At 51.9% G+C, this 21,123-nt stretch carries 29 protein-coding genes; 8 read left to right on the forward strand and 21 right to left on the reverse strand.

Annotated features, from left to right (window positions below; genetic code table 11):
- Positions 1-41: 41 nt before the first annotated feature.
- From V9K95_RS00675 to V9K95_RS00690, 4 genes are all read left to right on the forward strand, one after another.
- Positions 42-1,622, forward strand: a complete 1,581-nt coding sequence (locus V9K95_RS00675) for an ABC transporter ATP-binding protein (protein WP_336440119.1) — start codon at positions 42-44, stop codon at positions 1,620-1,622.
- Entirely contained in the window at positions 1,622-2,713 is a 1,092-nt protein-coding gene (locus tag V9K95_RS00680; protein ID WP_336440118.1) for an ABC transporter permease, read from the forward strand. The genes V9K95_RS00675 and V9K95_RS00680 overlap by 1 nt, the downstream gene beginning before the upstream one ends.
- Position 2,714: 1 nt before the next feature.
- Positions 2,715-3,635 carry an ABC transporter permease gene (locus tag V9K95_RS00685; RefSeq protein WP_336440117.1) on the forward strand — a complete coding sequence of 307 codons (921 nt, stop codon included), beginning with the start codon at positions 2,715-2,717 and terminating at the stop codon, positions 3,633-3,635.
- 80 nt (positions 3,636-3,715) lie between these two features.
- Positions 3,716-4,798 carry a BMP family ABC transporter substrate-binding protein gene (locus tag V9K95_RS00690; RefSeq protein WP_115053104.1) on the forward strand — a complete coding sequence of 361 codons (1,083 nt, stop codon included), beginning with the start codon at positions 3,716-3,718 and terminating at the stop codon, positions 4,796-4,798.
- 108 nt (positions 4,799-4,906) lie between these two features.
- On the opposite strand, the gene bfr is transcribed toward V9K95_RS00690, so the two are convergent.
- The 8 genes from bfr to V9K95_RS00730 form a co-directional block, all read right to left on the reverse strand.
- Positions 4,907-5,392 (reverse strand): bacterioferritin, encoded by a 486-nt coding sequence (bfr, locus tag V9K95_RS00695; RefSeq protein WP_115053103.1) that lies wholly within the window; start codon positions 5,390-5,392, stop codon positions 4,907-4,909.
- Positions 5,358-5,669, reverse strand: coding sequence for a (2Fe-2S)-binding protein (locus V9K95_RS00700; protein ID WP_115053102.1), 312 nt, complete (start codon positions 5,667-5,669; stop codon positions 5,358-5,360). The genes bfr and V9K95_RS00700 overlap by 35 nt, the downstream gene beginning before the upstream one ends.
- 622 nt (positions 5,670-6,291) lie before the next feature.
- The gene (gene rirA / locus V9K95_RS00705) at positions 6,292-6,753 is read right to left on the reverse strand and encodes an iron-responsive transcriptional regulator RirA (protein ID WP_115053100.1); all 462 of its coding nucleotides are present in this window, start codon (positions 6,751-6,753) and stop codon (positions 6,292-6,294) included.
- Between the two features lie 143 nt (positions 6,754-6,896).
- Complete coding sequence (locus V9K95_RS00710; RefSeq protein WP_115053099.1) at positions 6,897-7,142, reverse strand: hypothetical protein; 246 nt, start codon at positions 7,140-7,142, stop codon at positions 6,897-6,899.
- A 266-nt stretch (positions 7,143-7,408) separates the two neighbouring features.
- Positions 7,409-7,717, reverse strand: a complete 309-nt coding sequence (locus V9K95_RS00715; protein WP_162802494.1) for a hypothetical protein — start codon at positions 7,715-7,717, stop codon at positions 7,409-7,411.
- A gap of 175 nt (positions 7,718-7,892) precedes the next feature.
- Entirely contained in the window at positions 7,893-8,123 is a 231-nt protein-coding gene (locus V9K95_RS00720) for a hypothetical protein (RefSeq protein WP_115053097.1), read from the reverse strand.
- A 108-nt stretch (positions 8,124-8,231) separates the two neighbouring features.
- Positions 8,232-8,597: a putative quinol monooxygenase gene (locus tag V9K95_RS00725; protein ID WP_115053096.1), complete on the reverse strand. Its 366-nt coding sequence runs from the start codon at positions 8,595-8,597 to the stop codon at positions 8,232-8,234.
- A gap of 92 nt (positions 8,598-8,689) precedes the next feature.
- Positions 8,690-8,869: a hypothetical protein gene (locus V9K95_RS00730; RefSeq protein ID WP_115053095.1), complete on the reverse strand. Its 180-nt coding sequence runs from the start codon at positions 8,867-8,869 to the stop codon at positions 8,690-8,692.
- A 179-nt stretch (positions 8,870-9,048) separates the two neighbouring features.
- On the opposite strand from V9K95_RS00730, the gene V9K95_RS00735 reads away from it, so the two are divergent.
- Entirely contained in the window at positions 9,049-9,495 is a 447-nt protein-coding gene (locus tag V9K95_RS00735; RefSeq protein ID WP_336440116.1) for a host attachment family protein, read from the forward strand.
- Between the two features lie 217 nt (positions 9,496-9,712).
- On the opposite strand, the gene V9K95_RS00740 is transcribed toward V9K95_RS00735, so the two are convergent.
- The 3 genes from V9K95_RS00740 to V9K95_RS00750 all read right to left on the reverse strand — a co-directional run bounded on the left by V9K95_RS00740 (position 9,713) and on the right by V9K95_RS00750 (position 10,680).
- On the reverse strand, positions 9,713-9,871 hold the full coding sequence (locus V9K95_RS00740; protein ID WP_336440115.1) for a hypothetical protein: 159 nt from the start codon (positions 9,869-9,871) through the stop codon (positions 9,713-9,715).
- Positions 9,872-10,080: 209 nt separating this feature from the next.
- Positions 10,081-10,230, reverse strand: coding sequence for a hypothetical protein (locus V9K95_RS00745; RefSeq protein WP_336440114.1), 150 nt, complete (start codon positions 10,228-10,230; stop codon positions 10,081-10,083).
- Between the two features lie 204 nt (positions 10,231-10,434).
- Positions 10,435-10,680: a hypothetical protein gene (locus V9K95_RS00750; protein ID WP_115053093.1), complete on the reverse strand. Its 246-nt coding sequence runs from the start codon at positions 10,678-10,680 to the stop codon at positions 10,435-10,437.
- Between the two features lie 245 nt (positions 10,681-10,925).
- Between V9K95_RS00750 and V9K95_RS00755 the strand changes: the two genes are divergently transcribed.
- Complete coding sequence (locus tag V9K95_RS00755) at positions 10,926-11,249, forward strand: hypothetical protein (RefSeq protein ID WP_115053092.1); 324 nt, start codon at positions 10,926-10,928, stop codon at positions 11,247-11,249.
- A gap of 25 nt (positions 11,250-11,274) precedes the next feature.
- On the opposite strand, the gene V9K95_RS00760 is transcribed toward V9K95_RS00755, so the two are convergent.
- The 3 genes from V9K95_RS00760 to V9K95_RS00770 form a co-directional block, all read right to left on the reverse strand.
- Positions 11,275-11,400, reverse strand: a complete 126-nt coding sequence (locus V9K95_RS00760) for a hypothetical protein (protein WP_307284959.1) — start codon at positions 11,398-11,400, stop codon at positions 11,275-11,277.
- A gap of 121 nt (positions 11,401-11,521) precedes the next feature.
- A complete protein-coding gene (locus tag V9K95_RS00765; RefSeq protein WP_115053091.1) occupies positions 11,522-12,229 on the reverse strand; it encodes a glutathione S-transferase N-terminal domain-containing protein in 708 nt (235 codons plus the stop codon).
- Positions 12,230-12,345: 116 nt separating this feature from the next.
- Complete coding sequence (locus tag V9K95_RS00770) at positions 12,346-13,872, reverse strand: ABC-F family ATP-binding cassette domain-containing protein (RefSeq protein ID WP_336440113.1); 1,527 nt, start codon at positions 13,870-13,872, stop codon at positions 12,346-12,348.
- Positions 13,873-14,287: 415 nt separating this feature from the next.
- On the opposite strand from V9K95_RS00770, the gene V9K95_RS00775 reads away from it, so the two are divergent.
- A complete protein-coding gene (locus V9K95_RS00775) occupies positions 14,288-14,557 on the forward strand; it encodes a hypothetical protein (RefSeq protein ID WP_336440112.1) in 270 nt (89 codons plus the stop codon).
- A 16-nt stretch (positions 14,558-14,573) separates the two neighbouring features.
- Here V9K95_RS00775 and V9K95_RS00780 read toward each other — a convergent pair whose 3' ends face one another.
- The 3 genes from V9K95_RS00780 to V9K95_RS00790 form a co-directional block, all read right to left on the reverse strand.
- Positions 14,574-15,446 (reverse strand): lipid kinase, encoded by an 873-nt coding sequence (locus tag V9K95_RS00780; RefSeq protein WP_336440111.1) that lies wholly within the window; start codon positions 15,444-15,446, stop codon positions 14,574-14,576.
- Between the two features lie 189 nt (positions 15,447-15,635).
- Entirely contained in the window at positions 15,636-16,064 is a 429-nt protein-coding gene (locus tag V9K95_RS00785) for a BA14K family protein (RefSeq protein WP_336440110.1), read from the reverse strand.
- A 71-nt stretch (positions 16,065-16,135) separates the two neighbouring features.
- The gene (locus V9K95_RS00790; protein WP_336440109.1) at positions 16,136-17,032 is read right to left on the reverse strand and encodes an MBL fold metallo-hydrolase; all 897 of its coding nucleotides are present in this window, start codon (positions 17,030-17,032) and stop codon (positions 16,136-16,138) included.
- Positions 17,033-17,136: 104 nt separating this feature from the next.
- Between V9K95_RS00790 and V9K95_RS00795 the strand changes: the two genes are divergently transcribed.
- Positions 17,137-18,066, forward strand: a complete 930-nt coding sequence (locus V9K95_RS00795; protein ID WP_336440108.1) for a LysR family transcriptional regulator — start codon at positions 17,137-17,139, stop codon at positions 18,064-18,066.
- Positions 18,067-18,076: 10 nt separating this feature from the next.
- Here V9K95_RS00795 and V9K95_RS00800 read toward each other — a convergent pair whose 3' ends face one another.
- From V9K95_RS00800 to V9K95_RS00815, 4 genes are read right to left on the reverse strand one after another with little or no spacing between them, the layout of a single operon-like run.
- Positions 18,077-18,769: an amino acid ABC transporter permease gene (locus V9K95_RS00800; protein WP_115053086.1), complete on the reverse strand. Its 693-nt coding sequence runs from the start codon at positions 18,767-18,769 to the stop codon at positions 18,077-18,079.
- A 19-nt stretch (positions 18,770-18,788) separates the two neighbouring features.
- Complete coding sequence (locus V9K95_RS00805) at positions 18,789-19,496, reverse strand: amino acid ABC transporter permease (protein WP_307284984.1); 708 nt, start codon at positions 19,494-19,496, stop codon at positions 18,789-18,791.
- 46 nt (positions 19,497-19,542) lie between these two features.
- On the reverse strand, positions 19,543-20,367 hold the full coding sequence (locus tag V9K95_RS00810; protein ID WP_115053084.1) for a transporter substrate-binding domain-containing protein: 825 nt from the start codon (positions 20,365-20,367) through the stop codon (positions 19,543-19,545).
- Between the two features lie 17 nt (positions 20,368-20,384).
- Positions 20,385-21,122: an amino acid ABC transporter ATP-binding protein gene (locus tag V9K95_RS00815; RefSeq protein WP_336440107.1), complete on the reverse strand. Its 738-nt coding sequence runs from the start codon at positions 21,120-21,122 to the stop codon at positions 20,385-20,387.
- Between the last annotated feature and the right edge of the window lies 1 nt (position 21,123).

A 21,123-nucleotide genomic window follows, 5' to 3' on the forward strand; every position in this document is an offset into this window, starting at 1 on the left:
GCCTGACGTAGGATCAATCCCGGTCTTGGCCGCGGGGAACGATGACAACAACAACAAAAGACGGCTCTAAAAATCCGCTACTGGAAGCAAACAAGCTCACCAAAATTTTTGGAACGTTGAAAGCGTGTGACGGGATCGATTTATCAATCGGCGCCGGTGAGATTCATGCGTTGCTTGGGGAAAATGGTGCGGGCAAATCCACGCTCGTTAAAATGCTGTTCGGTGCATTGCAGCCAACATCCGGCGAAATCTTCTGGAAGGGGCAGTCGGTCACGGTCGCAAGCCCTGCTGTGGGAAGATCGTTCGGTATCGGCATGGTTTTCCAGCATTTTTCGCTTTTCGACGCGCTGACTACAGCGGAAAATATTGCCCTGTCGCTCGACGAGAAAGCGCCGCTCGATAGCATTGCCGAGCGCGCCAGACAGATTGGTCAAACCTATGGATTGCCGGTTGATCCGGAAGCGCTGGTGGGTGATCTTTCCGTTGGGGAGCGTCAACGGATCGAGATTATTCGCTGCCTCCTGCAAAACCCTGACCTGATCATTCTTGATGAGCCTACTTCAGTGCTCACGCCACAGGAGGCTGATCTGCTATTCCTCACGCTGGAGCGGCTGCGTTCTGAAGGAAAGTCGATCCTTTACATCAGCCACAGGCTCGAAGAGGTGCGGCGGCTCTGCGACCGGGCAACGGTATTGCGGCACGGTAAAGTAGTCGGTCATTGCGACCCGCGTGGCGAAACAGCCTCTTCATTGGCACGAATGATGGTTGGAAGCGACATTCATATCATTGAACGACCGGCAGTAGAAAAATCGGATAACAAGCCGCTGCCGCTATTGCAGATAAGCGGCCTCTCACAAAGACCACGCGGACCTTTTTCCATCGCGTTGCACGACATCAACCTTGTAGTGAATGCGGGCGAAGTTCTTGGTATTGCTGGCGTTGCCGGCAATGGGCAGGGTGAATTATTCGACGCAATTTCCGGCGAGATACGACAGGAACAATCTGGCAAAGTGACAATTCGCGGGATTGATGCCAGTCAGATCGGTATTTCCGCGCGTCGCAAACTTGGCGCAGCATTCGTACCGGAAGAGCGCCTCGGGCATGGAGCCGTGCCGGACATGGCATTGACGCAAAATTTGCTGTTGTCGCGCCATTCTACCGATAAGAAAGTATTCGTTTCCGGCGGTTTGTTCAAACTTATTGCCCAATCAAGCCTTGCAATGGCAGCCAAACGTATAGTGTCTCGCATGGATGTACGCAAAAGCGCCGATAATCCCGATGCTTCGGCACTTTCAGGCGGAAATTTGCAGAAATTCCTCATCGGTAGGGAGCTTGACCGCAATCCGTCAGTGCTGGTCGTCAATCAGCCAACATGGGGTGTCGATGCGGGTGCTGCTGCGCTCATTCGGCAAGCTTTGGTCAATCTTGCCCGTAACGGCGCCGCTGTCGTGGTCATAAGCCAGGATCTTGATGAATTGTTTGAAATTTCCGACATGATGGCAGCCATGGTCCATGGAAGATTGTCCCAGCCCATACCAATCGAAGCCATGACAATGGAGCGCGCAGGGCTGATGATGGGCGGCGCGGATATATCGGCTACTTCACATGCAGGAGCGGCTTGATGCGGATAGAACTTGTCAGGCGCCCGCAGCATTCGGCTTTGTTCAGCGCATTATCTCCTTTCATCGCGCTATTCCTGACTCTGATAGCAGGCGCGATCCTGTTTTCCATTCTTGGCAAAAACCCGTTTGCTGCTCTTTATTCCTATTTCATTGAGCCATTGACCGAAGTCTGGTCCATTCACGAGCTACTGATAAAAGCAGCGCCGCTGATCCTCATTGCGGTTGGCCTATCGGTTTGTTTTCTTTCGAATAATTGGAACATTGGTGCGGAAGGGCAGTTTATCGCCGGTGGCATTGCTGGTTCGTTTCTTCCAATTGTTTTTCCTGACTTTCAAGGCTGGTACGTCTTGCCACTGATGCTTCTGCTGGGCATGGCCGGTGGCGCGGCCTATGCAACAATTCCGGCTTTCCTGAAAGTGCGGTTCAACACCAACGAAATCCTGACAAGTCTGATGCTGGTTTATGTAGCGCAGCTGTTTTTGGATTGGCTGGTGCGCGGTCCATGGCGCAATCCGCAAGGATATAATTTTCCCGAAACAATACAGTTCAACGCAAGTGCCGTTCTTCCGGAAATCTGGACAGAATCGGGCAGGGCCCATTGGGGGTTTATACTGGCGTTGATTGCTGCCCTTGCCGTGTGGTTCACGCTCTCGCGCACGCTAAGCGGCTTTGAAATAAAGGTATTCGGCCGTAGCGCTCGGGCAGGGCGTTTTGCTGGATTCAGCGCAGGGCGACTGACCTTTTTTGCATTCCTGATCTCAGGTGCCCTGGCGGGACTTGCAGGAATAGCTGAAGTGTCCGGCGCCGTCGGGCAACTTCGCACCAGTATTTCGCCGGGCTACGGCTTTACGGCGATCATCGTGGCATTTCTCGGCCGGCTCAACCCGCTGGGGATAGTTGCTGCAGGTTTAGTGCTCGCCCTAACTTATCTTGGTGGCGAAGCAGCCCAAATTTCATTGGGTATTTCAGAAAAATCAGCCCGAATCTTCCAAGGGATAATGCTGTTTTTTATCCTCGCCAGTGACACCTTGATTTATTATCGCATCCGGATTGTGTCCCGTTTGGGCGATGCAGCGGCGAAAGGCGCGTGAAATGACGATGTTCGAGGCCATTCTTCTGACGATTGCAACGGCTGCCACACCGCTGCTGATCGCTGCCTTGGGCGAGCTCGTCGTTGAACGTTCGGGCGTTCTCAATCTCGGCGTTGAGGGCATGATGATCATGGGGGCGGTTTCTGGCTTTGCTGCCGCGCAAATGACCGGCTCTGCTTGGCTTGGCCTTCTGGCTGCCGTGCTTGCCGGCGCTGCCTTTTCACTGCTTTTCGGTTTTCTGACATTGAGCCTTGCGACCAATCAAGTTGCTACCGGTCTGGCACTCACCTTGCTTGGCCTCGGAGCTTCCGCAATGATCGGTGAAAGCTTTGTGGGATTGCCCGGAATACGCATGCAGTCTCTTTATATTCAAGGGCTTACAGACTTACCCTATATCGGAAAGTTCTTCTTTGGACAGGACCCTATCTTCTACATTTCCATTCTTCTGACCATCGGCGTCGCGTGGTTCCTGTTCAAAACTCGCGCCGGATTGACGCTTCGCTCTGTCGGCGACAACCACACTTCAGCCCATGCCTTGGGGGTTCCGGTAATCCGGATTCGCTACCTCGCCGTGCTGTTTGGGGGCGCCTGCGCCGGTCTTGCCGGTGCACAGCTATCGCTGGTTTACGTGCCGCAATGGGTTGAAAATATGAGTTCCGGGCGCGGTTGGATTGCATTGGCGCTGGTGGTTTTTGCTTCATGGCGGCCCTGGCGCATCATGGCAGGTGCTTATCTGTTTGGAGCAGTTACCATTGGGCAGTTGCATGCTCAGGCTCTAGGTATCGGTGTTCCGTCGCAGCTCATGTCAGCATTGCCCTATCTTGCAACGATCATCGTTCTTGTCTTGATTTCTCGAAACAAGCGTCTGACGCTGATGAATACGCCAACATCGCTTGGCAAAGCTTTTGTACCTGATCGCTAGTGGAGTGAATTAACATTCACATCCCTCGCGCGGGAACAGGACCAAAACAACGCATTGCTTTAACAGAGAGGTGAACTTTAATGAAAAAACTGATTATGGGGCTGACAATAGCTGCGACCCTTGGGGTTACCAGCTTTGCTGTGACAGGCGCTGCCTTCGCAGCGGAAAAGCTGAAGGTTGGCTTTATCTATATCGGACCGCCCGGTGATTTTGGCTGGACATACCAGCACGATCAAGGCCGCAAAGAGATGGAGAAGGCGCTCGGCGATCAGGTTGAGACGACATTTCTTGAAAGCGTTCCAGAGGGCGCAGATGCAGAGCGTTCAATTGAACGCCTTGCCCGTGCTGGTAACAAGCTGATTTTCACAACATCTTTCGGTTATATGGATCCGACTATCAAAGTCGCGCAGAAGTTCCCGGACGTGAAGTTTGAACATGCTACGGGATATAAAACTGCTGAAAATGTTTCGGTCTATAATTCGCGTTTTTACGAAGGCCGCTACGTACAGGGCGTCATAGCTGCGAAAATGTCGAAGGCAGGCATTGCCGGTTATATTGGCTCATTCCCGATCCCGGAAGTCGTGCAGGGCATTAACGCATTCATGCTTGGCGCGCAGTCGGTCAATCCAGATTTCAAGGTCAAAGTAATCTGGGCGAACTCCTGGTTTGATCCTGGTAAGGAAGCCGACGCAGCTAAGGCGCTCGTCGATCAGGGCGTTGATATCATCACCCAGCACACGGATTCGACAGCACCAATGCAGGTGGCATCTGAGCGCAAAATCAAAGCCTTCGGTCAGGCCTCCGATATGATCAAATTCGGTCCTGAAACTCAATTGACATCAATCGTCGATAATTGGGGCCCATACTATATTGAACGTGCCAAGGCTGTTATCGACGGCAGTTGGAAGTCGCACAATGTTTTCGAAGGCATGAAGGAAGGGCTGGTCGTCATGGCGCCCTACACAAATATGCCAGAGGATGTGAAGAAGCTCGCCGAAGAAACACAGGCGAAGATCACTTCCGGCGAACTGAAGCCGTTTACCGGCCCGCTGAAAAAGCAGGATGGTTCCGAATGGCTGAAGGCCGGTGAGACCGCCGACGACAAGACCATTTTGAGCATGAATTTCTACGTCGCAGGCGTGGACGACAAGCTGCCCAATTGAGCTTGAACCAACCATAATAAAAAGGGCGCTTTTGGCGCCCTTTTTTTGTTTTTACAACTCCGGGTGAAAAGCCCTTAGGCATTTTTCCCGGAACTCGTAAAAACGATATCAGCCGGCTTCGTCAGCCGAAGCGGCATTGAGCATGCCATAGCGCTCGATACCAATCGAGTTCAGCAAATCAAGCTGGGTCTCCAGGAAGTCGACATGACCTTCCTCGTCTTTAAGAAGTTCGTCAAAGAGTTCTTTGCTGACGTAGTCGCCCAATTCAGAGCAAATCTCACGGGACTTCTTGTAGGATGCCACAGCATCCATCTCGCCTTGTAGATCCGCCTCCAGAACTTCTTTGATGTTCTGGCCGATACGCAATGCGCCAATGGATTGCAGGTTTGGGTGGCCTTCAAGAAAAATAATGCGTTCGATAATACGATCCGCATGCTGCATCTCTTCAATGGATTCAGCGCGTTCTTTCTTGGCCAGCTTTTTGAAGCCCCAGTCGTCGAGCAGACGGTAATGCAACCAATACTGATTGACGGCTCCCAGTTCGAGGAAAAGTGCCTCGTTAAGCCGCTCGATGACCCTTGGATCGCCCTTCATGTCGTGAACTCCCGTATTCGTGCCGTAATGACCGCACACGGTCTATGAACGACACAGCATTGGAGTCGTTCGGACCATGGCGGAGGTGATAATCTTCCGTCACCTTTATGATGGTTTCAACGACGTTTGGGAAGCAACCGCAGCAGCGACCGCGCTTCTTCAGGGCATGGTAAATTTTTGCAGGGACAAGAAGCTGCCAAGGATCAGCATCGAGAAACTCAATGATAGTATTCTCGATCTCTTTCTGGGTAATGATATTGCAATGGCAAACTAGCATCGTGGTTCAATGCCGTTTTGCAAAGTAGACAAACTATTGGAAATGCTGAATCTTTTCTCTACAATACGAAAAATAAGCCGAGAATTGATCTCAAGCCAGTTTTTTGTACCTGTAAAGACGTTCCCGCAAGCGGGTAATACTTCCGAACCAGACAATGGTTCCTCCAATCGCAAGGGTTCAAGGCCCAAACATTAAAGGTTGTGCGTTTGTGCAACGCTGGCTCTATAAAACGGATTTTTGGGCAATGTGTCAAACGGGGAGGCCAGATTGCGCCATGATTTCAATAACTTAGAATAGTTCTAAACTAGGAAAATAACATAACCATTTCAATCATATTTGACCAAAATGGGCTGTAAAAGGTTGTAAAATTTAACACGAGATGGCGTGTGTCATAACGTCTCAACCGGTGAAAATTGGCGTCATTTCCAGCTGCGAATGCCGAAGCATGCAACCCGGCACAATCTTTTTACCACTTCTGATGGAAATTCTTCAGCAAAAACAATCAATTTTTGAGCAAAAACACTTCGATCTTCCCCGAATCGCTGGAAGCATCTGGCGAGTCGCCACAAAAATGGCGCCGCTATTTTCAAAATGCCGGGCAGGGCGCCCGGCTAATGCCAACTCAACTCGCGGTGGCTAGGCGCGGCGCAAGCGCATCTATTCCGAGCAAAGCGCGAACATCACGCTTGTCCACGATGTCGTCGATTGAGTATTGGGCCAGCACTTCGAAGAACGCGTTGAGCGCCTTGCGCAGCGCCGAGTTCAAACCGCAGCTATCGATCAACGGGCAATCGGCGCCATCAGCTTCAAAGCATTCGGCCATTGCAAAATTCTCTTCAGTCACGCGAACAACATCAAACAGCGTAATGTCGGTCGCAGGCTTGCCAAGCTTCACGCCGCCATTGCGGCCGCGCACTGTTTCAATGAAACCATTTTCTACGAGCGGCTGGAGGATCTTGAAAAGAAAAAGCTCCGAGACTGTATAGGCCTGCGCAATCTCGCCAATACGGCTAAGCTTGCCATCATTGGCAGCGCAATACATGAGAATACGGATGGCATAATTTGTTTGACGTGTCAGTCGCATGGGAATGTCTTTCTCAACCTGAAGTTTCAGGTACGTTCACTCTCTACGCATTCTACTTTAGAACTATTCTCAATAAAGTAAATAAAAAAATATGACGACAATATTCATATTATCGCCATTGCACGATTATGATGTTGAATACGTCAGACAACGAGTACTGCTATAGAACCAGCGATCAGACCAATTGCAACGAGGAGCGAAAGACCGTAGAGCCGCGGCTTGTCAAAAAGCACGGCGAACCCGGCGGCCCACACGACTACGGCAGCACTCAGAGCCAGAATAAAGCCAGCCTTATGCATCATGGCTATGTGAACAGCCATAAGGCCGCCAATGATCAGTGCACCGAACACGACCATCAGAGCCAGTGCATAATTCTCGAACTTGTCCATCGCGGATATAACTCACTCTCGAACTGGCTATTTTGAAAACATAGCCTTCCAAACACAACCTCGGTACGAAGCCGATGAATTTCGCAATACATAAACTGTTCAGCCTTGCGAAAGCAATATTGGCGATGCAAGCCGGTAAAATAGTGGCAGGTTCAGTATCAACATAAAAAAGGCCGGGCAGAGCCCCGGCCTCGTAACGTATAAACCAATGTTGTTACTCACGATGCGGGCGAAAAAAAACCAGCTTCGCGTTCCCGGAATTTGCTTTAGCGGCGATATGCGCTAAGGCCAATCAGCAGCCCGACTGCGGCCACGACGGACACAATAGCAACAGCTGTCAAAGGGTTTTCCTTGGCTTTTTCCGCCACATATTGCGCTTCATCACCAACAAACCGCACTGCCTTGCGCCCACCTTGCTTCACACTATCATATGTAGAACTGGCTTGATCATATAGATCATATCCCTGGTCAGACAAAGATTTGCTGATTGTGGAAAGCTCTTTGCGCAAGGAGGCGATCTGCGTTTCCAGATCATCTTCAATTGCGTCGCGAACTTTCGATGTATTCGTTGCCATTCCAAACATTCCTTTGTGATTTCCCGATCGCCGAATGCCTTTCTGCGGCAAATGGTGATCGTTCATTTATTCAAACAGCAAATTAGTCGAAAACCGAAATTCGGCATTTCGCTCCGCTGTTCTATCGTTTGGAAAACGTCGAAGGATATGTTTGGTTCCGCACAAAGCTGGAGAGCTATTTCCAGCAGCCATTATTCTGACCATTCAAATTGTGTGAATCGATGTCGATACCCGCAGAAAAATCATTCTTCGCCAGATAAACCGCTGTTTCAGCTTTAATTCTTATCTTGTTCCAGCCTGCGCAGTTCGAAGTTCTTGGCGGGTTCTTATCGGCCCAACGCATTGCTCCGCATCCCGTCAGCGCCAATACACAAGGCAAGATAACAACCGTGGCAAGTATTTTCATCGTCCCAGACTCTCAATATGGCCGCCCGCAAACATGACAAGGCTTGAAATAAGCATGACACATAACGTGCAACTTGCACCATGATACTTTCGTTGCAGATGATCGAAATCAATCATCATTGCTGGCATTGAGTTCTTGCGGCCGCAAACCTTCGGCTGCGACTTTTCCATCGACAGCTTGCGCATAAATAAGCCTGCTCGACTTCAACAAAGGCTTGTTCGCCTCGCGCACCTTTGGCATCCGAGGATTGGATTCGTGGGCGGTCACAGCCGCTTCATTTGCATAAAGCTCATTGACCATTACCTTGTTGGGTATGGGCGTTCCGTCACGTTGGACCGGCTTGATAACCTCAAAACGCAGACAACCGGGCTCTTCTTCAAGCGTCTTTCTGGCATGTTCGCGAATGCGCGTCAGGAACTCCTCTTCCTTGCCCTCGTTCGTTTCAAACTCAACGATAATGGTCCATGCCGTCATTTTTCTCTCCCCGGAATTTTTAGCCGCAACAGAGTCGCGGTTCTAACTCTTTGTTTTCTAACAGGTGAGGTGGCTTAAATCCAGACAAGGGCTTATTGTCGGCGGAGGAAAATCAACAAAAGCGCACCCATGATCATCGTGCATAGGCCAATGACCAACCAACGCGTCTGCCCGACCATGAAGCTGCCGCCAATCAGACTCAGTCCTTGCAACGTCCATATGCAACCAGCGATGATCAGCAAGGCTGCAACAACGCGTAAAACCATTTTCATTCGGTCCTCCACTACGCTCTCGGCGCAATCAATCTGTCTAAAAAATCTGGAACATCTCAAGATTCGAGACGTTAGTTTTTATCCGCTTATTTCAAAGCGGCGCCCACAGCCAACCTCACATGGAAGGAAACTCCTAATGAAATTTATCCAAGACCGAAACAGGAAAGGTGGAGCGTAAAATGGTGGACGTCATGCTGAACCGTCACACGTGGGTTATAGTGGCAGACGGTGAGAAGGCTTTATTTCTCCGCAACGAGCGCGAGGTAAACAATGTCGAATTACACACAATCCATGAAATGAACCAGTCTAATCCGGCAACGCGCGAGCAGGGGACAGATAAACCGGGCCGCTTTTCCGATGGACCAAGCGCACATAGGAGCGCCACTGAAGAGACAGACTGGCATGCAATTTCAAAAAAACGGTTTGCAAAAGAAGTCGCCGACGAACTTTACGGTTTCGCTCACAAAGGAGACTTCGAGCGGCTTATAATTATCGCACCGCCCGTCGTGCTCGGCCAGATGCGTCAGGAATTTCATAAGGAAGTTTCAGACAAAATCGTAAGCGAAATTCCAAAAACGCTGACCAACCATTCGATCAACGATATTCAGTCAATTCTCGCGGCATAATGAACTCATCGCAAATATAAAGCAGTCAAACAAAACCCCTGGCCAATCGGTCAAGGGTTTTGCAAGTTGAGGCTTGATTCGGCTCTAACAAACTGGACTCTGGATAAATATATCGCGCATCGTTTCAGTGCGGCTCAGGCTCAAGACACCGCTACACTCAACTTAACTATAGTCTAGCACAATCGTCAGTAGATTCAACAATCAGCTTGAGCACGTATTATTTCAATTGCGCCTTTAGCCGTTCATTTTCTTCTTCTAACACTTTAATTCTTTCTTCCAAAGCATTGATGGCCTTAAATACTGCCACGCCCATACTTTTGAAGTCTCCACTATGAATTGCAGCTTCAATTGCCTGTCTGGCATTTTCGAGCGACATCTTTCTCCTCCAAGGTCCTGTAAATTGGTCCGTTAAAACCGCGCCTGCCAGAGCGCTCCAGCCCAAAAAGAAATGCCCAACCCTCAGGGGCATGAGGATTGGGCTATTGGCTTGTGGGGTCTAGCCAAAACTGGTTTGGGGGAACCAGTACATGCAGAATGCATGTGCCGAAAATTGGTTCCGGCCTTGGTAAAAAATATTTGGTTAATTTACACCGATGGCAAAAGATTGAAGAGTATCGCCAGATGGAACACCAGAGCACCGGCGAAAATGAGAATAACGCCGAGACGATCCGTGCGAATAAGTTGCTGCCTTTTCAAAGGTGACGTTTCGCAGGAGGTAACATCAATCAGTGCCATGCCGAGATCTCACATTGAGCTGGAGGCAATATGCAACAGTTGATACACGATTGAAACGATAGAGATTGCCCTGCACCCTGTATTATCGAACAAATTTTTCACTAAACGACCAAACAGCGAAAAAATTCACTGGAGAATTGCAGTTTGAGGGCGGTTAGCAGAAGGATTCGGGCGATCTGCTGTCCGCCCCACCGCCCTGGCGTCTCAAGTGACAATATTGGTCACTGAACCGGCAATCATTACAAATGAAACAAACAAGATCAGCCCGTAAAGCCGCGGCCGGTCGAAAATAACTGCGAAACCGAGGAAAAAGGCACTGCAGGCTGCAGCAAGCGCGAAGATAAATGCCGGCTTGTCGCCGGTGGAAATGGCGAAAGCCATCAGGCCAGCAATGATGAGCGCCCCGAAGACAATAAATATCCACGTTGCGAAAGTTTCATAGCGGTCCATATTTCACTCCTGCAGTCCATGCGTATCAATCGGCGGCGATTACAACTGAATAAGTCTACACAGTCAAATCAGTTTGCGCTCTTGCCCGGCTTCGTCCAGCAACTGCAACTGAATTCCACAATTTGCACAAAAACAGGAATTGCCTACCCCATTTGTCATGGAATTTAACCGGCCCATCGTTCTGCTGTCATGAACAATGCCTATAATTAGGGAAAATTGAATTGTGGACAGAAAGCGTAACCAAGATGAACGAACGAGTCGTTCCAAATGAAAATCCGGCGGTGGCCGGCGAAAAGCTTCTGGCATCTGTGCTGTCAGGGCAGGCAATACGCACGACCATCAATACCAAAATGCGTCAGGCGCTTTCCCGCATCGACGCGGCCAAACATCAGGTTTCCATTGCTAAAATTGCGGCCGATCAAAGCCTTTTGCGCGCAAAATCTGCACCACGGCCGCATGAAATCAGCAACCCCGCCTTTGTCGAGTTATTTGAGGCTCATCAGCGCGACAGGGAAGTGCTGTTTGCGGCAATGCGCGCTTTAGAAAATGCGCGTGCAGCACTGGATTAGTACGGGCTGAATTGCGACCGGCAATTCAGCAAATATAGACGACCAAAGCTGCGAAGGCGACACCGATACCGAAGATCGCAAGATACCAACCCTGGGAATTATGAACAGCCCATGCATCTTCATCGTCTTCATCAAAATCATCTACTACCAAATATCCAATCCTTTCGGGATGGGCCGGGACCGGGATTATAACGACCCCGGCCTCAGATTATTTATGGTGTAGGATAACGCTTCTCAATGCAAACAGTTTCAACACTGCCTGATTTTGAGCTTCATGCTGGACGTTTGGGGATATCCAAACCACGTTGCACAGCGGGGCGAGCCAGGCCACGCTCCAGCCAAGCTGGAACATTCTTGAGCGCGTCGAACTGCACGATTTCGCGAGCTCCATAAAAGCCGATAAGGTTTCGCACCCAACCAAGCATCGAAATATCTGCGATTGTGTATTCTTCGCCCATAATCCATTCACGCCCTTCGAGGCGCGTTTCAAGTACCCCAAGCAGACGTTGCGATTCAGCGCGGTAGCGCTCAAGCGGCCGCTTGTCTTCATACTCACGACCGGCAAACTTGTAGAAAAAACCGACCTGCCCGAACATTGGCCCGATGGCTGCCATCTGGAAGAATACCCATTGGATGGTTTCATAGCGCTTGGCAGGATCAGCGGGAAGCAATTTGCCAGTCTTCTCGGCAAGGTAAAGCAGGATCGCGCCTGATTCAAACAAGGCTAGTGGCTCGCCGCCAGGCCCGTTCGGATCAATAATCGCCGGAATCTTGCCATTTGGGTTTAGCGACAGGAACTCCGGCGTCCATGTCTCATTGGCACCGATATTGACCGTGTGGGCTTCATAGGCCAGGCCAAGTTCTTCCAAGGCTATGGAAACCTTCACACCATTGGGCGTGGCAAAGGAATAAAGCTGCAAGCGATCAGGATGTTGTGCCGGCCACTTTTTAGTAATGGGGAAGGACGATAAATCAGTCATTTGATATTCCCTTGAAAAGACCTGTTCTGGTGTGTGCGACTCGTGGAAAAGCTACCACAATCATCCACTAAAATGTTCCGGCGAAATGGGGGCTTCGCCGGAACATTTTTGCGTCATCAGGCGGTCTTGGCAAAGGACGCGAAAAATTCTTCCGGGCTTTCAACCTCAATCAGGCGACGCTTCTCGATAAGCCAGAAGCGATTGCCTATTGCCCGAACGAAACTGCGATCATGCGAAACAACCAGGCAGCTTGCCTCATGCGCCATCAATTCGTTTTCCAATGCTTCCTGACCGTCAATATCCAGATGATTTGTCGGCTCATCCAAAAGATAGAAGTTGGGGTTTGACAGGCGCAGAACCAGCATTCCAAGCCGGGCTTTTTGTCCGCCCGAGAGAATGCTGTTTGGCTTGTTTTGGATATCGATTCCCAAGCCAGCACCTGCAAGAAGTGTGCGAACCCGCTGATCGCCAATATCAAACCGGCGGCTGATCGTATTGAACGGCGTTGAGCTGTCAGAGAGGTCTGACAATGCTTGATCGCCATAGCCAAGAACCAGAGAAGGCGTTGCCTTTACCCCAACCTGAGATGTTGCCGGATCAATGATAGACTTGCGGATCATATCGACAAGGCGTGACTTTCCCGCGCCGTTCAAGCCCAGAAGGACGATACGGTCACCCTGACATATCCAGCGTTTTCCCGAGTTGAACAGAAGCATACCGTCGGGCGTTGACACGGCTGCCTCATCCAGCGTTACCAGAACCTTTGCGTGAGTGCCGCTATTGGCAAGCTTGATTGCCCCGGAAGAGCGCTCCTGATGCGCCGGTCGGGCGGCATCCTCCAGCCGCTCCGCCCTTTGCTTGAGTTGCTTGGTCTTGACTGTCAACAGATCGCTACCCGAATTGATGGCGATGTTGTTGAGTTTTGCAGCCTGGTGGCGCAGTTGCTGCGCGACCTTCATATCGCGCTGGAAACGGCGCGCTTCCGATGCATCAATCTCGTCCAAAGCCTGGCGGGCAGGGCTATAAGGCAGCGAGAATATCTGCGAGTTCTCAGGTCGAAGAAACAGCGTCCGGTTTGTCGTCGCATCGAGAAATGCGCGGTCATGACTGCAGATGACAAGCGGCACATCGCGCGGCAGATCATTGATCCAACGCTCCAGCTGGTTGATCTTGGAGAGATCAAGATGATTTGTCGGCTCATCCAGCAACAGAACATCCGGTTCTGTCACCCAAATGCGGGCAAGCATGGCCAGCCTTTGCCAGCCTCCGCTGAGTTTCGATAGCGCACGCTGGCGAAGCTCTTCGGGCACATCGAGCGAGTCCAGTACAATATCAACTCGCCAACTCTCACTGTCGATCTGGTCAGCGGGCAGGGCAAGGCGCACCGCCTCATAAAAAGCCACGCCCATGAGTTTGTGCGGAACGACCTGCTCGACATGCCCAACCCGCAGACCTCGTGTGCGGGTGATATCGCCGGTCGTTGGTTCGAGATCGCCGTTAAGACAGCGTAAAAGGGTGGATTTACCCCGCCCGTTAGCCGCGACAATACCCAGGCGGTCGCCATTTGCGATGGAAAGATTAAGTTTGGAGAAAAGTGGCGCACCAAGGGTGATGCCGAGGTTTCTGACGTTGATCAAAGTCATGTTCATTCTCTGGTCTGCCGAGCAGATACTGCATCTCTGATGCGAATCCATGCGGGATATTCCCGCGATTACTCGGTGATTATCGATTGGCAGCGCGCCTGAATTTCAGGTTGGGCGCTGCTCTCAACGAAGGGCAGACCAGGATATGAAGTTGAAATAGATTTCCGGTCAGCCCTGCAAACGCGATTGCAGGGCGTAGACAGGGCCGCGCCGACGATGCTGGTGGAATGGTCCGTTCATGTGCAGCCCTCCTTTCTTGGTAAAATACTCAATGTTCGACGCATGGATAACATTGCTTTTTGATAGGCGCAATTGCTTCAGCGTAATGCAAGCGCAATCTGACAGCTCTATCTGACTGTGTAGTTCATAGTGGTCGGGGGAAATATGTCATGGCATTGCTGCGGGCATCACGGCAATGATGATCTTTTCATCGAAGATCGCCAGAGAAGAGCGTTTTCTGGCTAACTTGCACGGTACCGAATATGAATATTACAGGCGGCACGTCCGGCGATTCATTCCCGGATTGCGCCACTGGCACCCCGGAAGACTGCCCAGCTATTCAACTGAAGCCGCAGCCACCGGTCTTCTCGACTCGCTTCACTGTTTCGCAGCCCTACCATTCGCACTATTGCTGCAAGCGCTGCACGCATCCGGCCATTTGCCGGTAGTGCTGGTTCTGCCTTAACTGGCGTGTGGCCGGCTCAGGGCACAAAAACGGCGATTGCCTTTTCACGGATGGTAAAGCGAACCGGCGTTTCTGTTTTCAACTCACCGTCGAGATTAACGCGACGTGGTTTGCGTGTGCGAATCGTCAGATCCTTGGTGGAAAAGGCCCGCACATCATCCCACTGACCATGGGTGCCTTTCCGCAGACTTGGCAGCAGAGTGAGCAAACGCCACCAGTGATCAACCTCAAGACTGTAAAAATCGAGCAGGCCATCGGTCGCCGTCGCATCCTCATGAACAGTCATGCCGCCGCCATAATGCCTGCCATTGCCTACCGCGATCTGTAAGGTGCGCAGCTCTTCGCTTATCCCATCATGTTCGAGAGTTGCGGTAAAAAGGCGGGAGTCCGCAAGAAGCCGCGCTGCAACCAGACCATAACCAAGCTTGCCCCAATATTTCTTGGCTTTTTCTGTCAGTGACATAGCCAGATCTGCACTGAAACCAATGCTGGCAACGTTGAAAAACGGAAATCCATTGGCGTCGCCGAGATCGACCAGTGTCGTTTTGCCCTCGACGATGCTGTTGATGGCAGCGGGAATATCCAGAGGAATGCCAATTGTACGGGCAAAGTCATTGGCGGTACCGAGCGGTAGGACACCCAGCGGAAGACCGGTATCGAGCAAAGCCTTGGCGCAGTCGTTCAGCGACCCATCACCGCCTCCGACAATCACCAGATCAATGTTTCCTGCATGTTTGTGAATAAGATCAGAAAGGGGTTGGCCGCGGCTGGGCGTATCTTCGATGACATCAATGTCAGCCTGATCCAGCAGTTGCCGGACTTGAACAATGCCGGCCTTGCCACGGCGTGCATAGGGGTTCACCAGAACCAAAGCTCTTTTCGCTGTCAAACCGGTCTCCAGATTGGGGATTAAATTCATCAATCACACTGCCAATATGATTCTGGTCATTTTCCGGCAGTCATCCGCATATGTGGCGGGCAGGGGCTATATTCAACAAATGGTCTCGTCGGGGAGGTATTTGCGAGAGGACAACAAAGGAAAAGGCGGCTTCGAAAAGCCGCCTCTCACGCATCGCTATCAATTATAGGGTGAATAACACTGGGCGCGCGGGCCGCCATAGGGCTGATAGCTATTGTCCGATGAACGGTACGAACGATATTTGTTATAGCACCACTGCACATGGGCGCTGCCGCGGGCCGGGGCAACCCGGCGAGGCTGATTGGCGATTGCACCTCCAATGATCGCACCCGCGCCAAAAGCAGCCAATGGATACCACCAGCCATCATTGTGGCGGCGATAGCCTGGACGGGAGTGGCGATAGCCGCGATGGCCCCGCCAATGATGGCCACGCCAGCGCCTGTCATGCCGGTATTGAACCTGCTCGACACTCGATTTGATTTCGAGCGGGGCAGGGACAAATGGAGCCGCCGATGCCGGAATGATGGACGTGACTCCCATTGCTAAGCTTAAAGCGCCTGCGAAAATTCCAGATACTATTTTCCTCATGCTTATTCCTCCTGAATGAGGCGTCCAGAATGAGCTTTTTCAGATGAATATTGGATGAATATAATAGAGGTTCAGCCCCACTTCATCTCGCCCTTTGCCACCTTCGCGCCGAGTTCGAGCGAAGAGACATCGGCGAGGTTCGGGTAAAGCTTGGTCATGGCTGCGATCAGTTCCGCGCTGTTTTTCGTGCGAGCCATTTCTTTGTCAAAAGCAATAAGATAATCACGCGTAAACATGACGGCATCAATGCCTTGCGGGGCCCCTTCGACCTGATGTCCAGGAACGACGATTTTCGGTGCGCGCGCGATGATTCCGTCGAGCGCCTTGACCCATGCCGCGCGCAGTTCAATGGTGGCTGTATCTGCGATCCAGACATGATTCCCGGAATCAACCAGCACGCCGCCGAACACCGCTTCGAGTGCGGGAACGTACAGATAGCGACGGTCGTGCATGTCCGGGATTTCAACGATCTCGATCGTATTTCCCTCAAGGTCAAGCGAGGCAGCGCTCGATGCTTCCGGAATCACGACGTCTGCGAGTGTCTGCGGACCGTTTTCCTTTAATTGCGGTCCCCAAACACCCAGCTTGGCCTCAACATTGGCTTTGATCGCCGCGACAGTGACCGGCTTGGCAATGACCGCCGCCTTGGGAAAGGCTTCAACAACCGGGCGTAGGCTGAAATAATAATCCGGGTCGTTGCAGCTCACATAGATCGTAGTCAGGTTCTTGCCAGTCGCCTTGATGGCGGCCGCGACGGCTTTACCGTCGGAAAGAGTGAAACCACCATCGATCAGAATTGCGTCTTTCTCACCGGTCAAAAGCACCGGCGTGCGGCGGAATCCAGCTTCGTTTGCCTGGAAAAACGTCCATGCAAGGGCACTGCTGCTAGAGCGAGCGGAGGCGAGGGGCAGGACTGTCGCCAAGCCGGCAATAGCGGCGAGCTTAAAGGTTTCGCGGCGCGTGATCATGAGATGTTTCCCGAGGCTGATTTCTCTTTCTGCTTTATTTCACGCCTTGATGCGGTAATAAATATCAATCAATCATACAGACTGTACGATTTAATGAGACAAACATGCGTGATCTTCTCAATCTGAACCGGCTCATCTTCTTTACCTCGGTTATCGAAGCGGGCTCATTCACAGTGGCTGCTGATCGTCTCGGCGTCGCCAAGGCGGTCGTCAGTCATCAAATCGCGCGCCTTGAGGAGGAACTGGGCGTAACGCTGCTTTTGCGTACGACACGCCGTCTACATGCAACCGAAGAGGGCAATCTGTTCTATAAGCGTTGCATACTCATCTTAAGAGAGGCGGAAGCCGCCTACGGGGAATTGTCGCTTCGCAGCACGGAGCCTTCAGGAACGCTGACGTTAACGGCCCCGCTCGACTATGGCACTGCTGTCGTAGCACCCACGATTGCATCGTATATGCAGGCATATCCGCAGATGCGGGTCGACGTGATCTTCGACGACAGCGTGAGCGACCTGATCGCTGACCAAATCGACTTATCGATTCGAGTCGGATGGCTAACCGATACCAGTCATCAGGCACGTCGGATCGGCACGTTTGAACAGATACTTGCCGCAACACCATCTGTTGCCGCTCGCATTCCAGCTGACTTAACCCCAGCAGAGGCGTGCAACCTACCATGGATCGCCAATGGGGCTTTGAAGAACCCTTTTCGCTGGACGTTTTCACGCGGACAAACGGAAGCTTTGACCGTTGAAATTCGTCCCATCATGATGGCGGACAAGACACCGTCAGCCTATGCCTGCACGCTGGCAGGAATTGGAGTTTCGGTTTTTCCCGACTACTTGGCCAAGGCCGATATGCAAGCTGGAAAACTCGTACGACTTTTCCCGGAATGGTCATTGCCGCAAGGAGGTATTCATGCCGTATTTCCTGCCGCCCGGTTTCGCCCCGCCAAGGTCAAGGCATTTCTGGACATGCTGGTGGTCGCAGAGCGTCAGCGCATGCGCGAAAGCGTAACACCCTCCACCTTGTAATCTTTGGTCGCTACGCCCAAACCCTAAGGGCACGTTCCATTCGGTCTGCTGCATATGTGACGATATAGGCAATGACCATGTAAACTACGACGGCGATGAGAAACGCTTCCAGATAATAGAAATTCAGCGCAGCGCTCAATTGTGATTGGGCAAAAATATCGACAACCTCGATTGCAAACCCCAGGGATAGCGCCTTCATGATCACCATGATTGAATTGGCAAGGTCCGGGATGGCCGCAACAATCACTTGCGGAAGCATGACACGCCGAAACACCTGGCTCTTCTTGTAGCCCAACGAATAGGCCGCATCAGCTTGGCCAGTGTCAAAAGAATTCAGCGCACCCTTCACGACCTCAGCCTGAAATGCTGCAACACAAGCGGTCAAGGCGACAATGAGCGTCACCCAGTTTGGAGTTGCATGGCCATTGTAATCTAACCCAACAAGGGAAGCGAGGAAACGCGTGGCTGGCGGGAGCCCGTAATAGGCGAGGAAGATCACGATAACCATTGGGACACCCTTGAAGGCGACCTTATAGGCGACCACAATTTCACGCAGTACGGGAATCCGTCGGTATTCGATCATCGCGAACAAACTGCCGATAATCGTTGAGCAAACAAAGATGATCAGCGCCATGCCGAGTGTAACGGGAACAGCGCCGAGAATGTCGTACAGATCGGGGAGGAGGACTTCGGAAGCGAACATGTGATGAACTTCTCTTCAATCAGACGCTTGGCATCAGTGTGGCTGCGGCCGGCGTGGTGTTGGAGGTAAACTTTGCGTTTCGCGCTTCAAAAAAGCGTACGATCAGCCATGCCACCAGGCATAAAAGCGAATAAATTACCGCCAGCACGAGGTAGGTTTCGAACTGGTACTGGTTGTAATCCCGCTCCATAACAAGATGCGCCGTCGCCATCACATCAGCCGCGCCGATATACATGACCAGTGCCACGTTATGGATGAGATAGATGATGGCATTGCCGTAGCCGGGCAGGGCGATATGGATAGCCTGCGGGCCGACGACGCGCAAAAGCTTCTTTAGAAATGTGTAGCCGAGACTGTCGGCTGCATCATGCTGGCCCCGGTCAATGGCGAGGTAGGCTGGACGCAGGACCTCCGACAGATAACCGCCATGATAGAGGCTGAGACCGACAATCGCAGCGACGTTCGGTGACACGAAATCCTCAACCTCGAATAAGGCTACCACAAGAGGAAGCCCGTAAAACGCTACGAACAACTGGAGCACCACAGGGACGCTCCGGGCATAGGACACGTAAAGGTCAGCCAGTTGGCTGATCACTGGTATCCTGCGCACCCGGAACGTCGTTGCGATCAACGCCAGGCAGAAGCCGACGATCATGGCCGTGAATGTTATCGCGAGCGTCAGCGGCAATGCCTTCAACAACTCGGGAACCATTATCGAAAGATCCACCTTGCACTCCTTCTTTCAGTTTGGGCTTTGACCGTCAGGCGCGGCGTTATTTCATGTAGGTGGTGATGTCTTCGCCGAACCATTTCTGCGACAGCTTGGCGAGTGTGCCGTCCGCCTTGAGCTCCTTCAAAGCCTTGTCGATGCCATCGGAGAGAGCCTGATTTTCTTCGGAGCGATGGATCAGGATAAAGGTGCTGTTGATCGCAACTGGTTCGCTCGCCTTGATGTTGAGCTTCTGCTGGTCGATCACAGTCTGCTCACCGAGATTGGAAGGCAGGACGAGCGCATCATACTTGCCGTTCTCGACTTCTTTCAGACGGTCAGGATAAGGGATGCCGGCACTGGATGCAGTGATCTCGATCTTGGTGTCGGGGTTCTTTTCCTGCCACGCCGTGGCAAACTTGTAGATGCCGCCGCCAGCCGTGACGGGCACGATCTTCTTGCCGACCAGATCTTTCATCTCGTTGATGCCGCTGTCCTTACGGCTGTAGATCTTAATCAGGCTTGCGCCGATTGGGCTTTCAGGGATGAGGAACTGCTTTTCGCGAGCGGGCGCCCGGTAGTAGCCGCCGGTCGCGATATCATATTTGCCGGTGACAAGGCCGGTCTCTTGCGCAATGTCTGCAGCGCCTTCCATGACGAACTTGTATTGAGGCAGCTTGGCATTGATCGCCTTGAGCACATCAGGTTCGTAACCCTGCGGCTCGACACCGATTGCACCCCAGGACAGCGGCTTGGATTCCGCTGCGGTGGCGATCTTTATCGTACGAACATCCTGGGCAAGAGCTGCGCCAGTGGTAACGACGGCAATTGCGACGCCAGCTACGGCAAGGCCAAAGGCTCTACGCGAGATTGATTGGAATGAAGACATATCGGGGTATCCTTTCTTTAAAAGGCGTGTTCAGAGTTGAGAAATTGCGTAAGACGCGGATTTGACGGCGCGTCAAAAATTTCGGACGGACTACCTTGAGATGCGACGACGCCGCGATCCATAAACACGATGCGGTTCGAGACATTCTTGGCGAACTGCATTTCATGGGTAACAAGGAGCGAGGTGATTCCAGACGATGTGACGTCACGAATAACCTTGAGAACTTCGCCGACAAGCTCAGGATCGAGTGACGACGTTGGCTCATCGAACAGCATGACATCCGGCTTGACGGCGAGCGCGCGCGCAATGCCGGTACGCTGAAGTTGCCCGCCTGAAAGCTGGGATGGATAGCTGTCGATCTTGTCGGACAGGCCCACACGGTCAAGCTCTTGCAGCGCAATGGCATGAGCTTCGTCTTTTGACTTTCGCTGTACAACTATGAGCGGGTCCATCACATTCTGGATGACCGTCATGTTCTTGAAGACATTGAACTGCTGAAAAACCATGGCCGTGCGAAGCCGGATCGCCTGGATCGCGTTTTTATCCGGTTTTTCATAGTCCATGCGGATTTGATCGAAGGCGATTATGCCGGATGCCGGCTTTGCCAGATAATTGATGCACTTCAGGAGCGTGGTCTTGCCGGTGCCGCTGGGGCCGATGATCGAAACCACGTCCCCGCGATTGACAACGAGATCAACGCCATTGAGGACCTGCGTCTTTCCGTAGGACAGCTTTAGGTTCTTGAGCTCAAGCATT

Origin of the sequence: Phyllobacterium sp. CCNWLW183 (assembly GCF_037203775.1) — a bacterium.
GTDB lineage: Bacteria > Pseudomonadota > Alphaproteobacteria > Rhizobiales > Rhizobiaceae > Phyllobacterium > Phyllobacterium ifriqiyense.